The sequence below is a fragment of the Nocardia paucivorans NBRC 100373 genome (genome assembly GCF_000308675.1).
Taxonomy (GTDB): domain Bacteria; phylum Actinomycetota; class Actinomycetes; order Mycobacteriales; family Mycobacteriaceae; genus Nocardia; species Nocardia paucivorans.
On the sequence record NZ_BAGE01000128.1, the window covers coordinates 128,302 to 144,245 of the forward strand.

General features: G+C 64.9%; 14 protein-coding genes. 8 read left to right on the forward strand and 6 right to left on the reverse strand.

The window, feature by feature from the left end; all coding sequences use genetic code 11:
- Nucleotides 1-92: 92 nt before the first annotated feature.
- From ON32_RS26685 to ON32_RS26690, 3 genes are all read left to right on the forward strand, one after another.
- Nucleotides 93-467, forward strand: coding sequence for a hypothetical protein (locus tag ON32_RS26685; RefSeq protein ID WP_051133727.1), 375 nt, complete (start codon nucleotides 93-95; stop codon nucleotides 465-467).
- A 35-nt stretch (nucleotides 468-502) separates the two neighbouring features.
- Nucleotides 503-658: a DUF6131 family protein gene (locus tag ON32_RS29430; protein ID WP_085995279.1), complete on the forward strand. Its 156-nt coding sequence runs from the start codon at nucleotides 503-505 to the stop codon at nucleotides 656-658.
- A 178-nt stretch (nucleotides 659-836) separates the two neighbouring features.
- Nucleotides 837-1,277 (forward strand): hypothetical protein, encoded by a 441-nt coding sequence (locus ON32_RS26690; protein WP_040793765.1) that lies wholly within the window; start codon nucleotides 837-839, stop codon nucleotides 1,275-1,277.
- A 435-nt stretch (nucleotides 1,278-1,712) separates the two neighbouring features.
- Here the strand turns inward: ON32_RS26690 and ON32_RS30645 are convergent, their stop codons facing one another.
- Nucleotides 1,713-1,847, reverse strand: a complete 135-nt coding sequence (locus ON32_RS30645; RefSeq protein ID WP_281032257.1) for a hypothetical protein — start codon at nucleotides 1,845-1,847, stop codon at nucleotides 1,713-1,715.
- Between the two features lie 203 nt (nucleotides 1,848-2,050).
- Entirely contained in the window at nucleotides 2,051-3,223 is a 1,173-nt protein-coding gene (locus ON32_RS26695; RefSeq protein WP_040793823.1) for an MFS transporter, read from the reverse strand.
- 285 nt (nucleotides 3,224-3,508) lie between these two features.
- Between ON32_RS26695 and ON32_RS26700 the strand changes: the two genes are divergently transcribed.
- The gene (locus tag ON32_RS26700; protein ID WP_174361671.1) at nucleotides 3,509-4,324 is read left to right on the forward strand and encodes a serine hydrolase; all 816 of its coding nucleotides are present in this window, start codon (nucleotides 3,509-3,511) and stop codon (nucleotides 4,322-4,324) included.
- 8 nt (nucleotides 4,325-4,332) lie between these two features.
- Here ON32_RS26700 and ON32_RS26705 read toward each other — a convergent pair whose 3' ends face one another.
- The gene (locus tag ON32_RS26705) at nucleotides 4,333-6,084 is read right to left on the reverse strand and encodes a penicillin-binding transpeptidase domain-containing protein (RefSeq protein WP_051133728.1); all 1,752 of its coding nucleotides are present in this window, start codon (nucleotides 6,082-6,084) and stop codon (nucleotides 4,333-4,335) included.
- Between the two features lie 250 nt (nucleotides 6,085-6,334).
- On the opposite strand from ON32_RS26705, the gene ON32_RS26710 reads away from it, so the two are divergent.
- From ON32_RS26710 to ON32_RS26730, 3 genes are all read left to right on the forward strand, one after another.
- Nucleotides 6,335-6,796, forward strand: coding sequence for an SRPBCC family protein (locus ON32_RS26710; RefSeq protein WP_040793766.1), 462 nt, complete (start codon nucleotides 6,335-6,337; stop codon nucleotides 6,794-6,796).
- Between the two features lie 1,236 nt (nucleotides 6,797-8,032).
- Nucleotides 8,033-8,494: a CinA family protein gene (locus ON32_RS26720; protein ID WP_040793767.1), complete on the forward strand. Its 462-nt coding sequence runs from the start codon at nucleotides 8,033-8,035 to the stop codon at nucleotides 8,492-8,494.
- Between the two features lie 594 nt (nucleotides 8,495-9,088).
- On the forward strand, nucleotides 9,089-10,231 hold the full coding sequence (locus tag ON32_RS26730; protein WP_083874818.1) for a lipase family protein: 1,143 nt from the start codon (nucleotides 9,089-9,091) through the stop codon (nucleotides 10,229-10,231).
- Here the strand turns inward: ON32_RS26730 and ON32_RS30955 are convergent.
- The 3 genes from ON32_RS30955 to ON32_RS26740 all read right to left on the reverse strand — a co-directional run bounded on the left by ON32_RS30955 (nucleotide 10,165) and on the right by ON32_RS26740 (nucleotide 14,024).
- The gene (locus ON32_RS30955; protein ID WP_157224395.1) at nucleotides 10,165-10,674 is read right to left on the reverse strand and encodes a lipase family protein; all 510 of its coding nucleotides are present in this window, start codon (nucleotides 10,672-10,674) and stop codon (nucleotides 10,165-10,167) included. The two genes, ON32_RS26730 and ON32_RS30955, sit on opposite strands and share 67 nt — an antisense overlap.
- A gap of 318 nt (nucleotides 10,675-10,992) precedes the next feature.
- Nucleotides 10,993-12,609 carry an acyl-CoA dehydrogenase family protein gene (locus ON32_RS26735; RefSeq protein WP_217998127.1) on the reverse strand — a complete coding sequence of 539 codons (1,617 nt, stop codon included), beginning with the start codon at nucleotides 12,607-12,609 and terminating at the stop codon, nucleotides 10,993-10,995.
- Between the two features lie 308 nt (nucleotides 12,610-12,917).
- On the reverse strand, nucleotides 12,918-14,024 hold the full coding sequence (locus ON32_RS26740; protein ID WP_306307670.1) for a cytochrome P450 family protein: 1,107 nt from the start codon (nucleotides 14,022-14,024) through the stop codon (nucleotides 12,918-12,920).
- 1,334 nt (nucleotides 14,025-15,358) lie between these two features.
- Between ON32_RS26740 and ON32_RS26745 the strand changes: the two genes are divergently transcribed.
- Nucleotides 15,359-15,944, forward strand: a 586-nt coding sequence (locus tag ON32_RS26745; RefSeq protein ID WP_444543717.1) for a methyltransferase family protein, incomplete at its 3' end; no start/stop codon positions are given.

Genomic DNA, 15,944 nt, shown 5'->3' on the forward strand with positions numbered 1-15,944 from the left:
TATTGTACCGGCGGCGAGGAAATCGCCGGGTTTGACATTTCTCTTACCGGGAATTGCGGAAGCGTATTGCTCCTCGACCCATGGGAATTGCCATGCTCATCATTCTCGGACTTGTCGTCACCGTCGCGGCCGTCGCGGCGGGTGTCGCCGGTGTCGCGGTCAATACCAGCGAGATCAACCAATTGGACAGTGAATTCTCGGTTTTCGACTACACCTTCGCCGGAACCACCGGTGAACTCTTTATCATCGGCCTCATCGTCGGTGTGGTCGGAGGCCTGGGAGTGAGCATGTTGTTCGCCGGTGTTCGACGGTCCACTCGTAAGAGGGTGGAGACCCGGCGGGATCTCGCGAACCAGCAGGAGCCCGTGGCAGCGGGTACCGGTACGCGCGAGCCGGTGTGGTCGATGAACCGTTTCCTGCGTAGGTCGAACAAGGGCACGCCGCGCGGCGCGGCCACGGCCGAATAGAACCGGCCGGATATCGAATAAGGAGAAAACTCGTCATGATCGTCCTCGGACTCGTGCTGCTCGTCGTCGGCTATCTGCTCCATATCGGATTGCTCACCACCGTCGGTGTCATCCTGCTCCTCATCGGCGCGGTATTGGCCGTAGCCGGAGCGGCGGGCCGCCCGATCGCCGGCCGCCGGCACTATTTCTGACCCGTGAGCGACCTGCGGCGGTGTGGCGGCTCTTCGCGAGCCCCCGCACCGCCGTGGGCTGTCCCGCCCCATTCGTTTGGATTCACCGGCCGCCCTCGGCGGCTTTCGTGGTGACGATTCGGTTTTCACGAAGCGGGTATGCCCGCACCAGGCAATTTGCCCTATCGAAGGAGAGAATATGTCGCATCACACCCGCAGAACTCGTTTCGCCCTGCTCACGGCCGCCCTGGTGGTGGGTGCTGTTGCGACAGGTTGCTCCGATAACGACGACAACGGCTCCGCGGCGTCGCCGACCACCACTCTTCTCCCGACCGGCACCACGGGCCCGGAGGCGGAAGACGACACCGTCACCCCCGAGGCGGCCCGGCAATTGTGCGACATGATCGGCACCGAGATCGACAATTGGCAGAATCAGGGCTCCATCGTGGCCCGGGTCGGTTTCAACGGCACGGTGCAGAACTGGGCGGCCCGCAACAATGGCCTCAACGACGAGGTTCTCACCGACAAGTCCGTTGTCGACACCGTCACCACCCAGACCTGTCCGGATATCCGCGAGCGAGCGCTCGGGGCACTCGATGTACCCGACCTGGCTTCGGCCCTGGTCGGTTTCGGCGGCTGACCACAGCGCCGGCCGGGAATGCCCGGTCGGCCGGCGGTAATCGGTTGCTCGGCAGCGGGTTCGGGAATCGGCTTTCGCACCGGATTTCCGCTTCGGCCACTTCCGCGCAGTGCGCCTCCGGGAGACCGGAACCGGATTTTCCTTCGGACCCTGAGGGGCGCAATCGATTCGAATGCATTCGCCGGCCATTTTCGCCGACCTTCCGCAACTTCTCCGAGTATCGACCACACGTGAGGTGCCCCGACAGAGCCCGGTGACGATATCGGCACCGGGCCGTCATTGTCGAATTGCTCGATAACTCTTCCCCGTCAATGTATTTCGATCGGCGTCAATGTATTTCGATCGGCGACCCGGGGCATCCATCGATCGATCACGTCGTCTCGGCGGGGGTGCCCCCTCGACTCGGTCGATTCGGAGCCCTCGCCGGTGGGTGGATTACGTGCCGGTTCGCATAACCTTCGCCCACCAATCCGCCAATGGGCTGGGATCCGGCCAGATGGCCTCCGGTTCCGGATCGGAAGCGCCCTTGTGCTCCAACCTGGACTGGTCGGCGTTCATGAATGCTGTCATTGTCGATCGTCTCCCCAATCGGTCCCGGTATCGTCACCGGTCGCGATGCGGATTCCCCGGCAGGTCGAGGATAAACAGTCGGCGTGTCGCGAAGAGGCGTGACCGGTGTCTCGCCGCCCACTCGGCTCACCGGCGAGCGCCCATGCGGTCGATATGCCTCGTGTCCGTTGGTTCCCGGTAGGTCGAAAGAGGATGCGGCCGAATCAGTTCCAGGAGTCCTCGAGCATACGCGGTTTACAGGCCTGCCAGGCACCGATGAGCATGACGAACACGGTGACGCCGAGGAAGGCGAACGGGAGCTCCCAGGCGTCGGTCGAGGAGTGCAACAGTCCGAACAGCAGCGGGCCGATACAGGCGACGGTGTAGCCGATGCCCTGGGTGAAGCCCGACAGGGCGGCGGAACCGGCGGCGGTCCGGGTGCGCAGATTGATCAGCGTCAGCGCCATCGGGAAGGTCGACGGTCCCAAACCGGTCAGGAGCACCCAGATCAGCGGGGCGCTCATCGGTGCCCACAGCAGTCCGGCGAAGCCGATGAAATAGCAGACGGCGCAGCCGAGCGCGACCGGGAACGGATTTGTGACACGACCGACGATCAGCGGTGAGGTCAAGGCGGCGACCAGGCCGATCAGGGCGAAGACACCGACCATGGTGCCACCGAACGAGGCGCTCGCTCCCGCGTCGGTGAAGATCGTCGGCAGCCAGGTGAAGATCGAGTAGGTGGTCAGGGAGGTCATACCGAACATGACGGCCATTCCCCAGGCCACCGGCGAACGCCGGACCTTGCCGGTCGGCCGCTCGTGTCCGGGTAACGCGGTGGTGTCGGTTTCGGCGCGACCGCGGCGAGCGCGCAATACACCCCACCACGGCAGAGCGGCGGCGAAACCGATCAAGGCCCACAGGCCGAGTGAGATGCGCCAGCCGTGGGCGTCGGCAATCGGCACGGCGACCAGGGCCGGTATCACGGTGCCCAGCTGCACCATCACGATGTAGGCGGAACTCAGCAGCGCCAACCGGTCCGGGAAATATCGTTTCACCAGCGGCGGGATCACCACATTGCCGATACCCATGCCGGTCAGGGCCAGTGCGGAGAAGGTCAACAGTTCCCAGGTGTCCGGCACCACCGCGCGAGCGGCGGAGCCCGCACCGGTCATGAGCATCGCGGTCAGGGCGGTTCTCTCCAGACCGAGTCGCCGCACGAAGATCGGGGTCAGCAGTCCGGCGAGGGCGAACATGGCGGTCGGGATCATGCCGAAGACGCCTACGACGGCGGTGGAATAGCCGATCTCCGCGCCGATCCGGGTGGCCAGCGGGGTGAAGGCGGTGACGGCGATGCGCAGAGTGAACGCGGATGCGATGATCGCGGCGAGGACCAGGATGCGGCCCTCGGTGAATCGGCGCTTTCGCTCGAGTTCGTCGGCGATCGGTAGGCGAGCGGAGGGAGGGGTCGTTTCGTCATGCGCCAGGGTCACCGAGGAATCATAGGATGAATAGCGAATAGTGGAAAAAGTTATGAGATGCGTTACATACGAGCGTCTCGGTATCGGATCCGTTGAACGCCCGCTCATCCCGTTTGACCGCTGAGGGGAGGGGAACGCGCGGTCCGCGACCGCGATTCCGGGCGAGGCAGCAGGAATCGATCCGAAAACCGAGGAGAACAAACCATGAGCTACCGAACCGCGGCATCCGCTCTTTTGCTGGCCGTCATCTGCTCCACCGCGATACCCGCGCCGGCCACTGCGCAGCCGAGCCTCGAACAGGGCATCCCGGTAGCACCGCTGGACGACGTACCCCCGCGCACCGCCCTGTCCCTGCGCACTCCGATCGGGATCGCGTGGGGTACGGGCAACGAGAACGAACCACGTAGCGCGCTATCGATATCCAAGCTCTACCTGGCCGACTACGCCCTCCGTCACGGTGACGGTTCCGCCGAGGACCGCGCCAACGCCGAACGGATGATCCGCTACTCCGACGATGCCGCCGCGGATGCCATCGAGACCAAGTACCCGCAGGCCATCGCCGCGATCGCCGCCGAGTACGGTCTGGAGCAGACACGTCCCGGCAGTGGCGGGTGGGGCACCTCCGTCACCAGCACCGCCGATATCGCCGATTTCCTCACCGCCAAACAAACCACCGACCCTGCATCCCCCATTCTCGGTTGGATGGCCACTGCGGCGCCGACCGCCGCCGACGGCACTCGACAGGATTGGGGTACCGCCCAACTTCCCGGTGTCCAGGGCACCAAATGGGGCTGGTCCGATATGGCACCACCGGAGGTTGCCTCGGCGTCCTTCGGCCCCGGCTTCACAGTGGCCGCGCACACCCGCGGTGGTCCGGCGGACCAAACCGCCGATGTGCTGGGCGCATTGTCGGCGGCGATCCCCGAGGCCTGGGGCGTTTCTCCCGACGCATCCGGCGGCCCGGATATCACCCCCACCGGTGATCACCTCCGGACCCCGACGGTGGGAACGACCCGGTAGGGCCGAGGCTATCGGTTTGCTCGCAGCATCCGGCCCGCGGCCGCCACGGCGGGCCCCGAACTACCCGCGTCGGCGACGAAGACCGCGAACGCCAGATCGTCCCGGATTCCCACGAACCAGCCATGCGCGGTGCTGTTGTCGCCGTACTCGGCGGTTCCGGTCTTGCCGAGCAGACCGGGGATATCGGCCAGTTGCGTGGCCGTTCCCGCCGTGATGGTTTCGCGCATCATGGTTTTCAGCCGGTCGGTCACCGCGGCGGGCAGCGGCCGCGGGGTGGTATCGGGTGTGCCCGGCGAGCCGGACACCAGCACCGGCGCCGGGGTGGAGCCGTGCGCGATCGACGCGGCGACCAGTGCCATACCGAACGGGGACGCGGTCACCCGGCCCTGCCCGATACCGGCCTCCACCCGTTGCGCCGCGTTCTGCGCGACGGGCACGCTACCGGTGACCGTGGTCAGGCCCGGTGTCACGTAGTCGACGCCGAGACCGAGGCGTTCGGCGGTGGCGGTCAGCGCCTGCGCCGGCAGTCGGACGGCGAGTTCGGCCATGGTGGTGTTGCAGGAGCGGGCGAATGCCGTGTGCAACGGCACCTGCCCCAGATCGAAATTGTCGTCATTGGGGATGCGGCGGCCCTCGATATCGGCCACACCGGGGCAGGGCAGCACGGTATCGGGGGTGGCGAGTCCCGCGTCCAGCGCCGCGGCGGTGGTGACGGTTTTGAAGGTGGAACCGGGGGGATACAACCCCGTAAGCGCGATCGGGCCCTCGGCGTCGGCGGCCGGATTCTGGGCCATGGCGACGATCTCGCCGGTGGAGGGTCGCACGGCCACGATCGCCGCGGGCCGTTCCACCGGGTCGAGCGCCGCCTCCGCCGCACGCTGCAGGTCGATATCGATGGTGGATCGGATATCGTCGGTCGGTCGCGGCTCCTGACCGGCGATGCGCCGGGTACCCTCGGCGCTTCGGGCGCGCACCGCCCAGCCCGCCGCCTCGTCGGCCTGCCGCTGCCACAATTCGCCCAGGCCGGACAGAATCGGACCGGACATCGCCTTGTCGGTGGTCAGTAGCCGCTTCTGCGGGACGAGCGTGACGCCGCGAGTGGTGGTGAGAGCCGAGCGAATCGGTGCGATATCGGATTCACGTAGGGCGATCGCCGTCACCGGCGTGCCCTGGGCCGCGGCCAACTCGGCATCGAGTGTGGCGGTGGTGATGTCCGGTGCCATCGGTGCGAGCAATCCGGCCGTAGTAGCGGTATCGGCTCCCGGGGCGAGTTGGACCAGGGTCACCACTTGTTCGGTCATCAATTCCCCGCCCGCCGCGTCGAGGACACGCGCGGGTTCCGGGTACACCGACGCGTAGGACAGCGGACCGATATCGAGACCGGGCGCGAGGGTGGTCGGGTTCCAATGGATCTTCCGACCCCCGTCGGTTTCCACGGTGGTGCCGGTGGTGGTGTATTTCCATTCCGCCCGGCCCTCGGGGCCCAGCTTCCAGGTCGCGTCGAGGGTGAAGGTGTCGTTCTCGACATCGGTGACCGTGAAGGTCCGCTCGGTACCCAGGCCTTCGTCGAGCGTGCCGATGGTCTCGCTCGCCCGAGCGGGATGGTCGGTGAGCGCCGCCGCGGCACTGACATCGTCGCTGTTGAGCGCGGCGACGAAACGGTCGGCGATGGTCTCGGGTTCGGACGACTCGGAGGAGCAGCCGGCCAGAACCAACCCGAGAGCGGCCGACAGGACGAGTATCTTCCGATCGATGCGCACCGCTTCGACTGTATGTCGGAACAGCGGGTTTCGTGCGTCTTCGGCCCCCGCGCGTCAGGGTGGGCAGCCGGGTCGCGGATGTGCGTCGGTTGTCGCCGGGGCAGGCGGGACATCCGTGTGGTTGCGGCCTGTTTGTGCCGGCGCGTCCCGGGTAGCCGCCCGATGTACCGAAGCCGGCCGTCCGTCCGGGTCCGTCCGTCGAAACCGACGGCGGGCGGGTCCGGCGGACCGAGAACGAACGAGGTTGTTCATGAGTACTGTCACCGCTTCGACCGATGTCAAGGTGCCGATTCACACCGCCTACAACCAGTGGACCCAGTTCGAGTCGTTCCCGCAGTTCATGGAAGGTGTCGAGCGTGTCAAGCAGGTCGATGACACCCATACGCACTGGACGGTCAAGATCGGCCCGACGGAGCGGGAGTTCGACGCCACGATCACCGAGCAGCATCCCGACGAACGGGTGGCGTGGCGTTCCGACAGCGGCCCGGAGCATGCGGGGGTGGTGACATTTCACCGCCTCGACGACACGACCACCCGGGTTACCACTCAGATGGATATCGATCCGGAGGGTTTCCTCGAGAACATCGCCGACAAGACGGGCATGCTGGACCACCGGGTGAAAGGCGATCTCGCGCGTTTCAAGAAGTTCATCGAATCCCGGCCGCACGAGACCGGATCCTGGCGCGGCGATGTCCCGCGGCCGGGTAGCTGAGGCCCATGCCCCTTCGTCGTGCCGCCGAAAGCCCCCTACGGGTCGGTGGTTCGAGGGCCATGACACTGCCCTCGGCATCGGCGGAGAGGTAGACGGTGTCGTCCGGACCGGCGGCGATCCCCGCGAACGGGCCCGCGAGTCCGGAGAACGGGGAGCCTCACGCACCAGGATTCCCTGCGGAGCCTCCAGTCCGGCCACCACGGTGTCCACTTCGCTGCCGTCGAACGAGACGATCCGCCCGGCACCGGACCCGGAAACCGGGACGGTTCCGGCCGGACCGAATGCCACGTCCATCGGAGCGTCGAGCCCGGAGGCCACGACCTCGATCCGGCCGGACAGCACCCGACCGGCGCCGAGCTCTGCGGTCACGATCGTCCGGTCCTCGGGCGCCGCCACATCGTGGAGTTGATCGAACCCTTCGGCCACGACCTCGGTTTCCGCGTCGGACCCAGGGCGATCGTAGGAGATCTGCCCGGTGGAGGTGGTGCAGAGGAATTCTCCGGGCCGACGCAGTCGATGCCGCGTATATCGCCGGGGTACCGGCGCTGAAAAGCAAGGCGAGGGTCTGTGACCGACCGTCGCGCAGGGCGTAGAAGTATGCCCCGTCGGCGAGGTGGACCGTGCCGTCGTGCTCGACGGTCAGGTCCAGCGGCCACATCGGGTCGCCTTCCGGAACGGCCCGGGTGTCGCCGCCGGGAAGTATCTCGATGATCTCCCCGGTGAAACTCGATACGAACAGCCGGTCACCGACGAAGGTGCAGTTGTCCAGGCCGGGAGCCAACCGCGCCGGCACCTGCCGATCGCCGTCGCGTGGGTCCGTGCGCAATACCTCACCGGTCTGCACCTTGGTGGAGGTGATGAAGCCCGCGGAGTCGAACTCGACGGAGTCGGGCACGCCCAGATCACCCACCACCCATTCGGGTTCACCGCCATCGGGTCTATCCGCCAGATGTCGTTGGTCCCCATGACCGGTAGTAGAACAGCCCGTCGGCCCGACCTCCATGGCGTTGGGCATCGGCAGTTCCACGAGCCGCCCGCCGACGCGGCATTCGTCGACGAACGGTCGGCCTCGATACACGGTGATGCCGTTGGAGCCGGGCAGATCGTCGCGGATCACCCGGGTGCTCCCGTCGGGCCGCGTACACCCATCCGCGGCCGTATGCTCGGCACTTGCCAGGTCCACATCCGTGGTCGCAACCTGAGGACAGGGCCCGCACAGGTCGAAGGAGGAGGGGTATGGACCACGCCGCGGAGCTGGGTGAGATCGCAAGCCGAAGCGGACTTCGGATCGCGGTTGCCGAATCGTTGACCTCGGGACAGATCGCGACCACCCTGGGCGCCACCTCCGGATCGGGGGAATGGTTCCGCGGAGCCCTCGTCGCCTACAGCCGAGAGGTCAAACACCGCGTGCTCGACGTGCCCCCCGGGCCGGTGGTCTCGGAACCGGCCGCACGTGCCATGGCGGCACATGTGCGGGAGCTCTTCGCGGCCACCCTCGCGATCGGGGTCACCGGTGCCGGGGGACCCGACGGACAGGACGGCGCGGATCCGGGAACGGTGTGGTTCGCGATCGCCACCGAGGATTCGGTCCGCGCCTGGCAGCGGGTCTTCGGTGGAGAACCCACCGAAGTATTGGCGCAAACCGTCGACCACGCCGTGGAATCGCTGCTCGCCGCCGCGCGGGAGTGCGCCCGGTGAGCGAATAGAGCGGTTACCGGCGCGCCGGCCGCAGATCCGAAGGACGCGTTCGGGAAGCGGGGGTCAACCGGTCCGAGGGCACAGGACTCCGGGGTCGCGAATCACCAGGGTGTGAATCGGATGCGGTCTCGACCGGGAATCATACGGACTGTCGGCGCAGAAAGGGGGACCTGTGCGATGGTCACCCCATGCATTCCGCGGCTGCGGATGTGCTGTTCGTCGGTCCGACGACCGCCGGACGAGGTCACGTTCGTTGCCGGGTTTCTGCACGAGGGCCGGGATATAGAGGAACACCGCAGGTTGCTCGAACTGATCGATAACCCCGTCGCGGCCGGTGGACATCGCGGCCGCCTGTGGACTCGGCCGCCGCAGTGTAGAGGCCGCTCACACCACCGTGGACCAGGCCAGAGCCCTGTGCGAACAGATGGGCCCATAGCCGCAAGTCGTCGTCGCCACCGAACCTTTTCGCTCCGACGGATACGGCCATCTCGTCCCCACTCGGCCTGTCGTGATGTCGGCCGATCGACCAACCGCGAGACTGTTGCTCGCGGCATCGGAGCAACTCGGTGCCCCCGACCCGGCGAAAGGCGCACGATGTGGAAACAGAGCATGGCCGTGACCGCCGCCCTGCTCACCGTGGCGGCGAGCTTGAACCTGTGCACCGGTGTCGCGGTGGCGGACCCGGCGACCGGCGTCGTCGAATCCGTAGGACCGCTCGCGGAACCGGCCGTCCTACCGGGATCGGCGAGAGCCGAACGGATGCTGTACACGACCACCACGGTCCGTGAGGAACCGACCGTTGCCAGTGCCGCCGTGTACCTTCCTCCCGGTACGCCCCCGCCCGGCGGTTGGCCCATCATCGCCTGGGCGCACGGCACCGTCGGACTCGGTGACTCCTGCGCCTACAGTGTGGGCGGCCCCAGCGCGGTCCAACGGGACTGGACGTATCTGGGAACCTGGCTGAACCAGGGATACGCGATCGTCGCCGCCGACTACGCGGGTCTGGGTACCCCCGGCGAGCATCCGTATCTCAACGGAGTCGTGGAGGCACACAATGTCGTCGACGCGGTACGGGCAGCGACCCGACACTATTCGGAATTGTCGAACAAGTGGGTGGTGGTCGGACAGTCCCAGGGCGGCGGTGCGGCGGTCACCACCGCCCGCTACGCCACCGAATTCGGCGGCCCGGAACTGGACTATCGCGGTGCGGTGGGCACCGGTGTCCCCGCCTACCTCGAGGACATCTTCGTCCTGCTGGGACCGGGCGTGCCGCCGGTGCAGTTGGGACCCCACACCACCGCGTACACCCTGTACTTCCTCAACGGCCTGCGCACCACCTATCCCGAGCTGAACCTCGAGTCCTTCCTCACCGATGTGGGACGGTACTGGCTGGAGCGAGCCCGCACCGAGTGTCTGCTGTCGCTCGCTGACGAGGTGACGGCGCGGGACGTGGCGATCGGTGATCTCTTCGCCCGACCACTGGCGCAGATCCCGGGTCTGCACGAGCTGCTCACCCGCTATACGGGCCTTCCCGAGTCCGGTTACGACCGGCCGCTCTTCCTCGGACAAGGCCTATTCGATACCGATGTGGTGACACCGGAAACATTGCGGTTCGCCGCGGTGCTGACGGCGAACCGACAGCCGGTGACGGTACGGGTCTATCCCACCGATCACAGCGGGGCGGTGAATGCTTCGCTACCCGACTCACTGCGTTTCGTCCACGGTCTGTTCACATGAGCACGCCGCCGCCGGGGCGAAACCGGGGGCGGCCGTCGATATGGGGGCGCCGTCCCCAGTTGTCGGACCGCGATCTCAACAGTTCGACGGTGCGGGGTCACCGCGGAAACGCCCCTCGAGCCACAGCGCGACCGTGGGAACACCGAAAACCGCCGCAGAATATGTTCCGGCGTCATCGTCACTTCCGCTGCACCGGCCCACCGGAAGCGCAGTAGCGTCGGTCCGCGACGGGAATACCCAGCCAAGGTAACCCGGATGCGCTTGAGCCTCGGACTGGCCGCCCTCGTGGCCGGAATCCCGTCCAGGGTGATCTGTCTTCTGTGCCGGGTCACGTCGAAGGAGAAGGTCGGACCGAGGTGGTCGGGAGAAACCGCACTCCACCCGCGGGCCGATGCGGTGTTCGATGCGAGGATCTCACGGGCTTGCAGAAGCAGAACTGGCACGGTGTTGCAGAGCTGTTGAGAGACCGTGCATCTGGTGCCGAGACTGTTGATGATGCGTTGATAGGACAGTGGCGCCGGAAAACATCGCCGACGGCAGTATGGGCCGGATATCTCGAAATCGAGAGGGGGTCGAATAAAAACTTGGTCACCTGCCTATCGGGCGGTTTCACCTACTGCAACGAGTGAGTTTAATTCCCAAGCAAATCAAGCTATTTCGGTCCGTTGGCCGTGTTCGAGCATCATCGACGGGTGGATTGGTCGGATCATCGAAGCGGCCGAGGGTCGGGTTGGGACACTCGGCCGCTGGCCGGTGAACGGTTACTGGGAAGCGGCCTCTCGAAGGTCGCCCCAGTTGGCATATGAAATCCAAGCGGGGATGTAGTCAGGTGAGAAGAGCGGCGCGGGCAGAGGCGGGATCTGGAATGCGTCGACCAGGAGGAGTAGATGTTTCGCGAGTACTGATTGATGGTGACTCAATAGTTCACTTAACGTACCGGCACGCTCGGGTGTGATGAGTTGGTGCGCCACGTACCACAGACCATGTTGTTTGATGCGGTCGAGGGCATACGCTTGCGCTGCGGACAGAAGTACTTCCCGTGTGAACTGATCGTTGGTCTCGAGAGCAGCGATGAAAAGCGCTGTCGTGGCGAGTCTTTCCGCCGTTGTGGTGGTCAGTTCGATAATGGCCGAGTCCGGTCCCTGCACGGCACCGGCAACCGTGTGATCGCCGGCGTTCAGGCCGTCGGCGATAATGCGTTCTCGACGCACGAGTAGATCGATGTACCAGGGAAGTTCTTGAGGGGTTCTGGGCAGGCGCAACGCCGTGAGATCCACACCGACCTTCCCGGCGGTGATCTGCAGGATCTGGTTCTCGCCTTCGGCGGTGATGATCGCTTCCAGGTTGCCGATCCAATCGACAATGTAGTTGTTACGCAGAATTCCTTGGCTCGCCGCCCGCCACCGACATATCGTCAGTACGTTGTGAGCGGTGTAGGACAACAGCGGTTTGGCGAGCATTGCCCACACCGGCCGCTCGGCCCCCATCGCGGATTGGGCGAGCATGTCCCGGATACGTCTGCCCAGGATACTGGTGGCATACACCGCAGCCACCGCCGGTGCGAGGTCTTGGTGCACGGCGTCTCGATCGGCCATCGATGTTCCGGAGCCGGACCGACGCTGGGGTATGTAGTTCGCCAATGCGGCGAGTGCCGCACGGGCGCTAGAGATCGCCGCATTGGCCAAGTCCAAACGGCCGTCTCCGAGGACACCGATCGCCTGGTGGAATCGGCGACTTGGCGGTAGATCGCATTCGAAGCGCCCGTCTTCGGTCATGCGTGCCCAGTTGCCACCGAGCAGCGCTTCGCGCGGCAACCAGACCCGATTGAACCGGATCATGGCATGGTCCATGGGGGCGGATGTCTTGTCGGGAAGGCGCACCACTTCAACCCCCTCGGCCAAACCCTGTGGTGTTCGCAGTCGGAGGAGGAAGAGCAGAATTCCTTCGTCGCGTCCTTCGACGATCAGTCGTGCGGTGACCACCGTGATCTTCGGAGTGGATGGATCAGCAACATTCGGCATGAACTTGACCGCCCCCGCTGCGGGGGTGTTCAACCAGAATCCAGCCTTTCCGTCCTTGCCGTTCGGATCCCATGTCGCGGTGGTTTGGTGATCGTTTCCATTGGTTCCCGCCAGTTCGGTCAACATCAGAACGCCTAAGGCGGCACCGGTATCCAGATCGGCAAGACACTCCTGCTGGTAGGCCGAGCCGTCGCCGTGGGCTCGAATTGCGCCGATGCAGAGGTCGAAGTGCCCGGTCAGTACCAGTAACAGGCGAGGTGCGGCGACTTGCGACCAGTCACAGAGTGCACCACGCAGTTGGGGATCGGCGGCTATCTCGCGGGCCGGTAGTCCCAGCGATTTGATCGCCGCACGCAATAATCCCGGTGCGCGTCCGCTTTCCACGCTATGTGATATCCCGGGCTCCGGTATATCACCCAGCTCGGTAACGATATCGCGTACTCGGGTATGCAATGCCACGTGGTCCCCGAAGATCGCCTCCCGCAACGCTTGCGGGGTGGCGGCGGTGGGTTCGGGTCGATACGAAGGTTCGACTCCGGAAGCATGTGAAATTGTCATTGCGCTCACTCACTACCTGTGCCTGGGCACCAGCCGTTCGCCCGATGCCCAGGTGTTGTTTCTTCTTCGTTGGCTGCGTCGTGACTTCGTTGTCACGCGCTTGTGGATTACTCGATGACCGGCAAAGGTGGTCCCGCGGGGAATACGACCGGTAGCGCCGCCAAGGCGCGATGGAATGGCCCCGGCCGCCATTTCAATTGGTCGGCAGGAATCGCGAGTTTGACCTCCGGCAAAGCGTCGAACAGCTGGTCGATGGCGTCCTGGGCGATCAGGTATGCGGCTCGCTGAGCCCCTTCCGGGCAGGTGTGCGGGCCGGTTCCCCAGGCGAGATTCCAGCCGCCGCCGGAATACTCGCCGGTACTGATCTCCGGGCTGTTTGTGCAGGCTGCCATGCTCGTGATGACCGGCTGGTCGGCGGGCAGCCAGACATTGTCGACTACGACGGGCTGACGCGGATAGGTGATGCAGTAATTCGCCAACGGCGGGTCGGTGGCCAGCACTTCGTCCAGCGCGGCGGTGGTCGGCAGGTGCCGCCCGTTCTCGTTGCTCATGTAGCGTTGATCGGACATCATCAACAGCAGTGTGTTGGCGATAAGGTTCTGCGGGATTTCGGAGCCAGCCGAGTAGCAGGTCACCAACTGATGACCCATCTCCCAATCGGACAGTTTGGCCGGGTGTTGAACCAGCCGGGTCGCGACATCGTCACCGGGTTCGGCGCGTTTGAGCTTGGTAAGCTCCAGAAAGGCCTCGTCGAACATCTGGTTGACCTTCGCGGTGCCCACGCCTTCGAACAAGGCGGCGGATGCTGCGGCGACCCGCTCTCCGATATGCGCCGGACACCCGATGATCTCGTTGAGCACGGTGAAGGCCAAGGGCATCGCATACTGGTTCAGCAGATCTGCTTCCCCATCCTCGATGAATCCGTTGATGATCTGGATGGCGATTCGCTCGATCGTCTTCCGCAGCTGAATGAGATCCACCTTGTTAAGGGAATCATTGGTGGCGGTGCGATAGCGAGCATGCTCAGGTCCGTTGTTACGCAACGCATTAGGTCGCCATTCGATCATCGGCATAATCGGAAGATCGTTGGGCACAGTCTGTTGCCAGGGGCGGGGATCGGCCGAGAAACGGTCGGGATCGCCGAGAATCCGTACAGCCGCGTGGTAGCCGATCACCAGTGTTGCGTTGATGCCCGGCGCAATCTCGACCGGCACCAGGGAGCCGTATCGGTCTCGCATCTCACGGTAGAATCGATGGGGGTCGGCGGCGAACTCGTCGGTGTAGATGGGGATCCGGGGGCCGACATCCTCGATGAACACAGCCGGTGTGTTCGGATTGGTGGTGGTGGGCGGCATCTGCTGCACCCTGGGAACTCCTAACTGAGAGAAAATAATGGCGAGGGGGGAACACGACGAATAACGCTGCAGGCCAGCCGATATTGTAGAGAGCCGACCGTCGATCGGGTATCCGGCCGTCCGGCGAAGAGATGATGTCTCGACGCCTTGGGATCTCCAGAATCGGTTGCACCGAGCGTGGTTGTGCGCTGTGATGGTGCCACGCCGCGACCGTGTCGTCGAAATTGTCGGAAGTATCGCGGTCTGCGGTGTTCCCAGCTGTAAGGCGCGGTCTCTCACCCGCCGTCATCCGAGAGCCTCACGGTCTCCATGGGTGTGTGGAGGGAGCAGCCTTACAGCCCGAAAGCGAAAGAAGGTGCGCTTTCGGTGGGATATGGACAAAGCTCTCCCTCCGGTCGGGATCGCGATCGAACTTCTTCGCATGTGGCCCTGGTGGTGCGGTTGCCCGACTCCCGGCCGCACCCCTTCGTGGTGCGCCAAAGGTGTTCGATCGTAATAGGTTTGGGCACCGCGGAATATTGTACTCACGCTGTGTCGTAGTCGCAGTCGGACCGTTACCTACCCTTTGGTAGCAATGATGGGGTGTCTGAGACGCGCCCATCTGTTGTAGCGCAGTCGAATTGCTCGGATTCGTCGACCGTCGGAGCATGCAGGCGGCGCGCCATGGTGAACTCCCTCGAACTGTCAAGAAACAGATGAGTGCACGTCTTCCGTCGAAGTGGTCGTCGGTCCGTGACTATGGAGATATCCGGAAACTTGTTCGGTTGGTTGACAGTCGGACACTGTGGTGCCCGCGCCAGTCTAGCAACAATCACAGGAATATGAAGTGTATAGGCTTGTTTCGCTTCTGGCGACGGCATCACCTGCAAGGGAGCGACAGGCGACAACGGCTGGGCCGTAACAGACCAGCACCTGAACGGTGGGCAGGGACTTGCTGGTTATCTATCCGGTTCGGTGCGTACCGCGCTGATCAGCGCATCGCTGGCCCGTAATATTTTAGCCCCTCACGCGCCGGGACGATTTCGCCCCCGGCGAGGTGTTTCGAGGGCGAGTCGAAACCAGGGCAAATGGCTCCGCCGCCTTCCCGACACGCGACATGGCCGGAGATTTCTGCGGGTCCGTCCGCGGGCCATCGTAGGCTCGTCAGGCCCCCTTGTGTCCAAGATCCCTTGTGTCCAAGATATGGAGCCGCAATGCTCTCCGATCGAAGGCATGTGCCGACGCGGGTCGTTGTGCGCGCGGTGGAATGTTTACGCGACACGCTGGCCGGAGTCCATCGGCGGCTGGTGCCGGGCCATCTGGCGTTGATGGAGACGGTCGCCGCGGGCTGGCTGACCCAGGCGATCCACGCGGCCGCTGTGCTGGATATCGCGGGAGCGCTCGCCGATGGGCCGCGGGACGGGACCGAACTCGCCCGTGCCGTCGGGGCGGATGAGGATGCGCTTCGTCGTCTGCTGCGCTTGTTGATCGGTCACGGTATTTTCGCGCGTCGGCGGGACGGTCGTTACGTTCTCACGCCGATGGCGCAGGCATTGCGGGCGGATGCGTCGGTGTCGTTGCGGGACGCGGTGCTGTTCTACGGATCGGCGACGCACCGTGATCACTGGACCCGTCTGGTGGACGCCGTGCGGACCGGCACCCCGACCGTCGATACCGCCCGGGGGGAGACGTTCTTCGATCATTTGCGCACCGATCCCGAACTCGGTGGGATGTTCGACCGGGCCATGGCGAGTATTGATGGTCTGGGACAGAATGCGGTGCTCGCCGCCCACGATTTCA

Excerpts from the sequence above, each read along its gene's own strand:
- ON32_RS26720 (WP_040793767.1), top strand. The coding sequence starts at position 8,033 with ATGGACCACGCCGCGGAGCTGGGTGAGATCGCAAGCCGAAGCGGACTT.
- ON32_RS26690 (WP_040793765.1), top strand. The coding sequence starts at position 837 with ATGTCGCATCACACCCGCAGAACTCGTTTCGCCCTGCTCACGGCCGCC.
- ON32_RS26710 (WP_040793766.1), top strand. The coding sequence starts at position 6,335 with ATGAGTACTGTCACCGCTTCGACCGATGTCAAGGTGCCGATTCACACC.
- ON32_RS26730 (WP_083874818.1), top strand. The coding sequence starts at position 9,089 with ATGTGGAAACAGAGCATGGCCGTGACCGCCGCCCTGCTCACCGTGGCG.
- ON32_RS30645 (WP_281032257.1), bottom strand. The coding sequence starts at position 1,847 with ATGACAGCATTCATGAACGCCGACCAGTCCAGGTTGGAGCACAAGGGC.
- ON32_RS26700 (WP_174361671.1), top strand. The coding sequence starts at position 3,509 with ATGAGCTACCGAACCGCGGCATCCGCTCTTTTGCTGGCCGTCATCTGC.
- ON32_RS29430 (WP_085995279.1), top strand. The coding sequence starts at position 503 with ATGATCGTCCTCGGACTCGTGCTGCTCGTCGTCGGCTATCTGCTCCAT.
- ON32_RS26685 (WP_051133727.1), top strand. The coding sequence starts at position 93 with ATGCTCATCATTCTCGGACTTGTCGTCACCGTCGCGGCCGTCGCGGCG.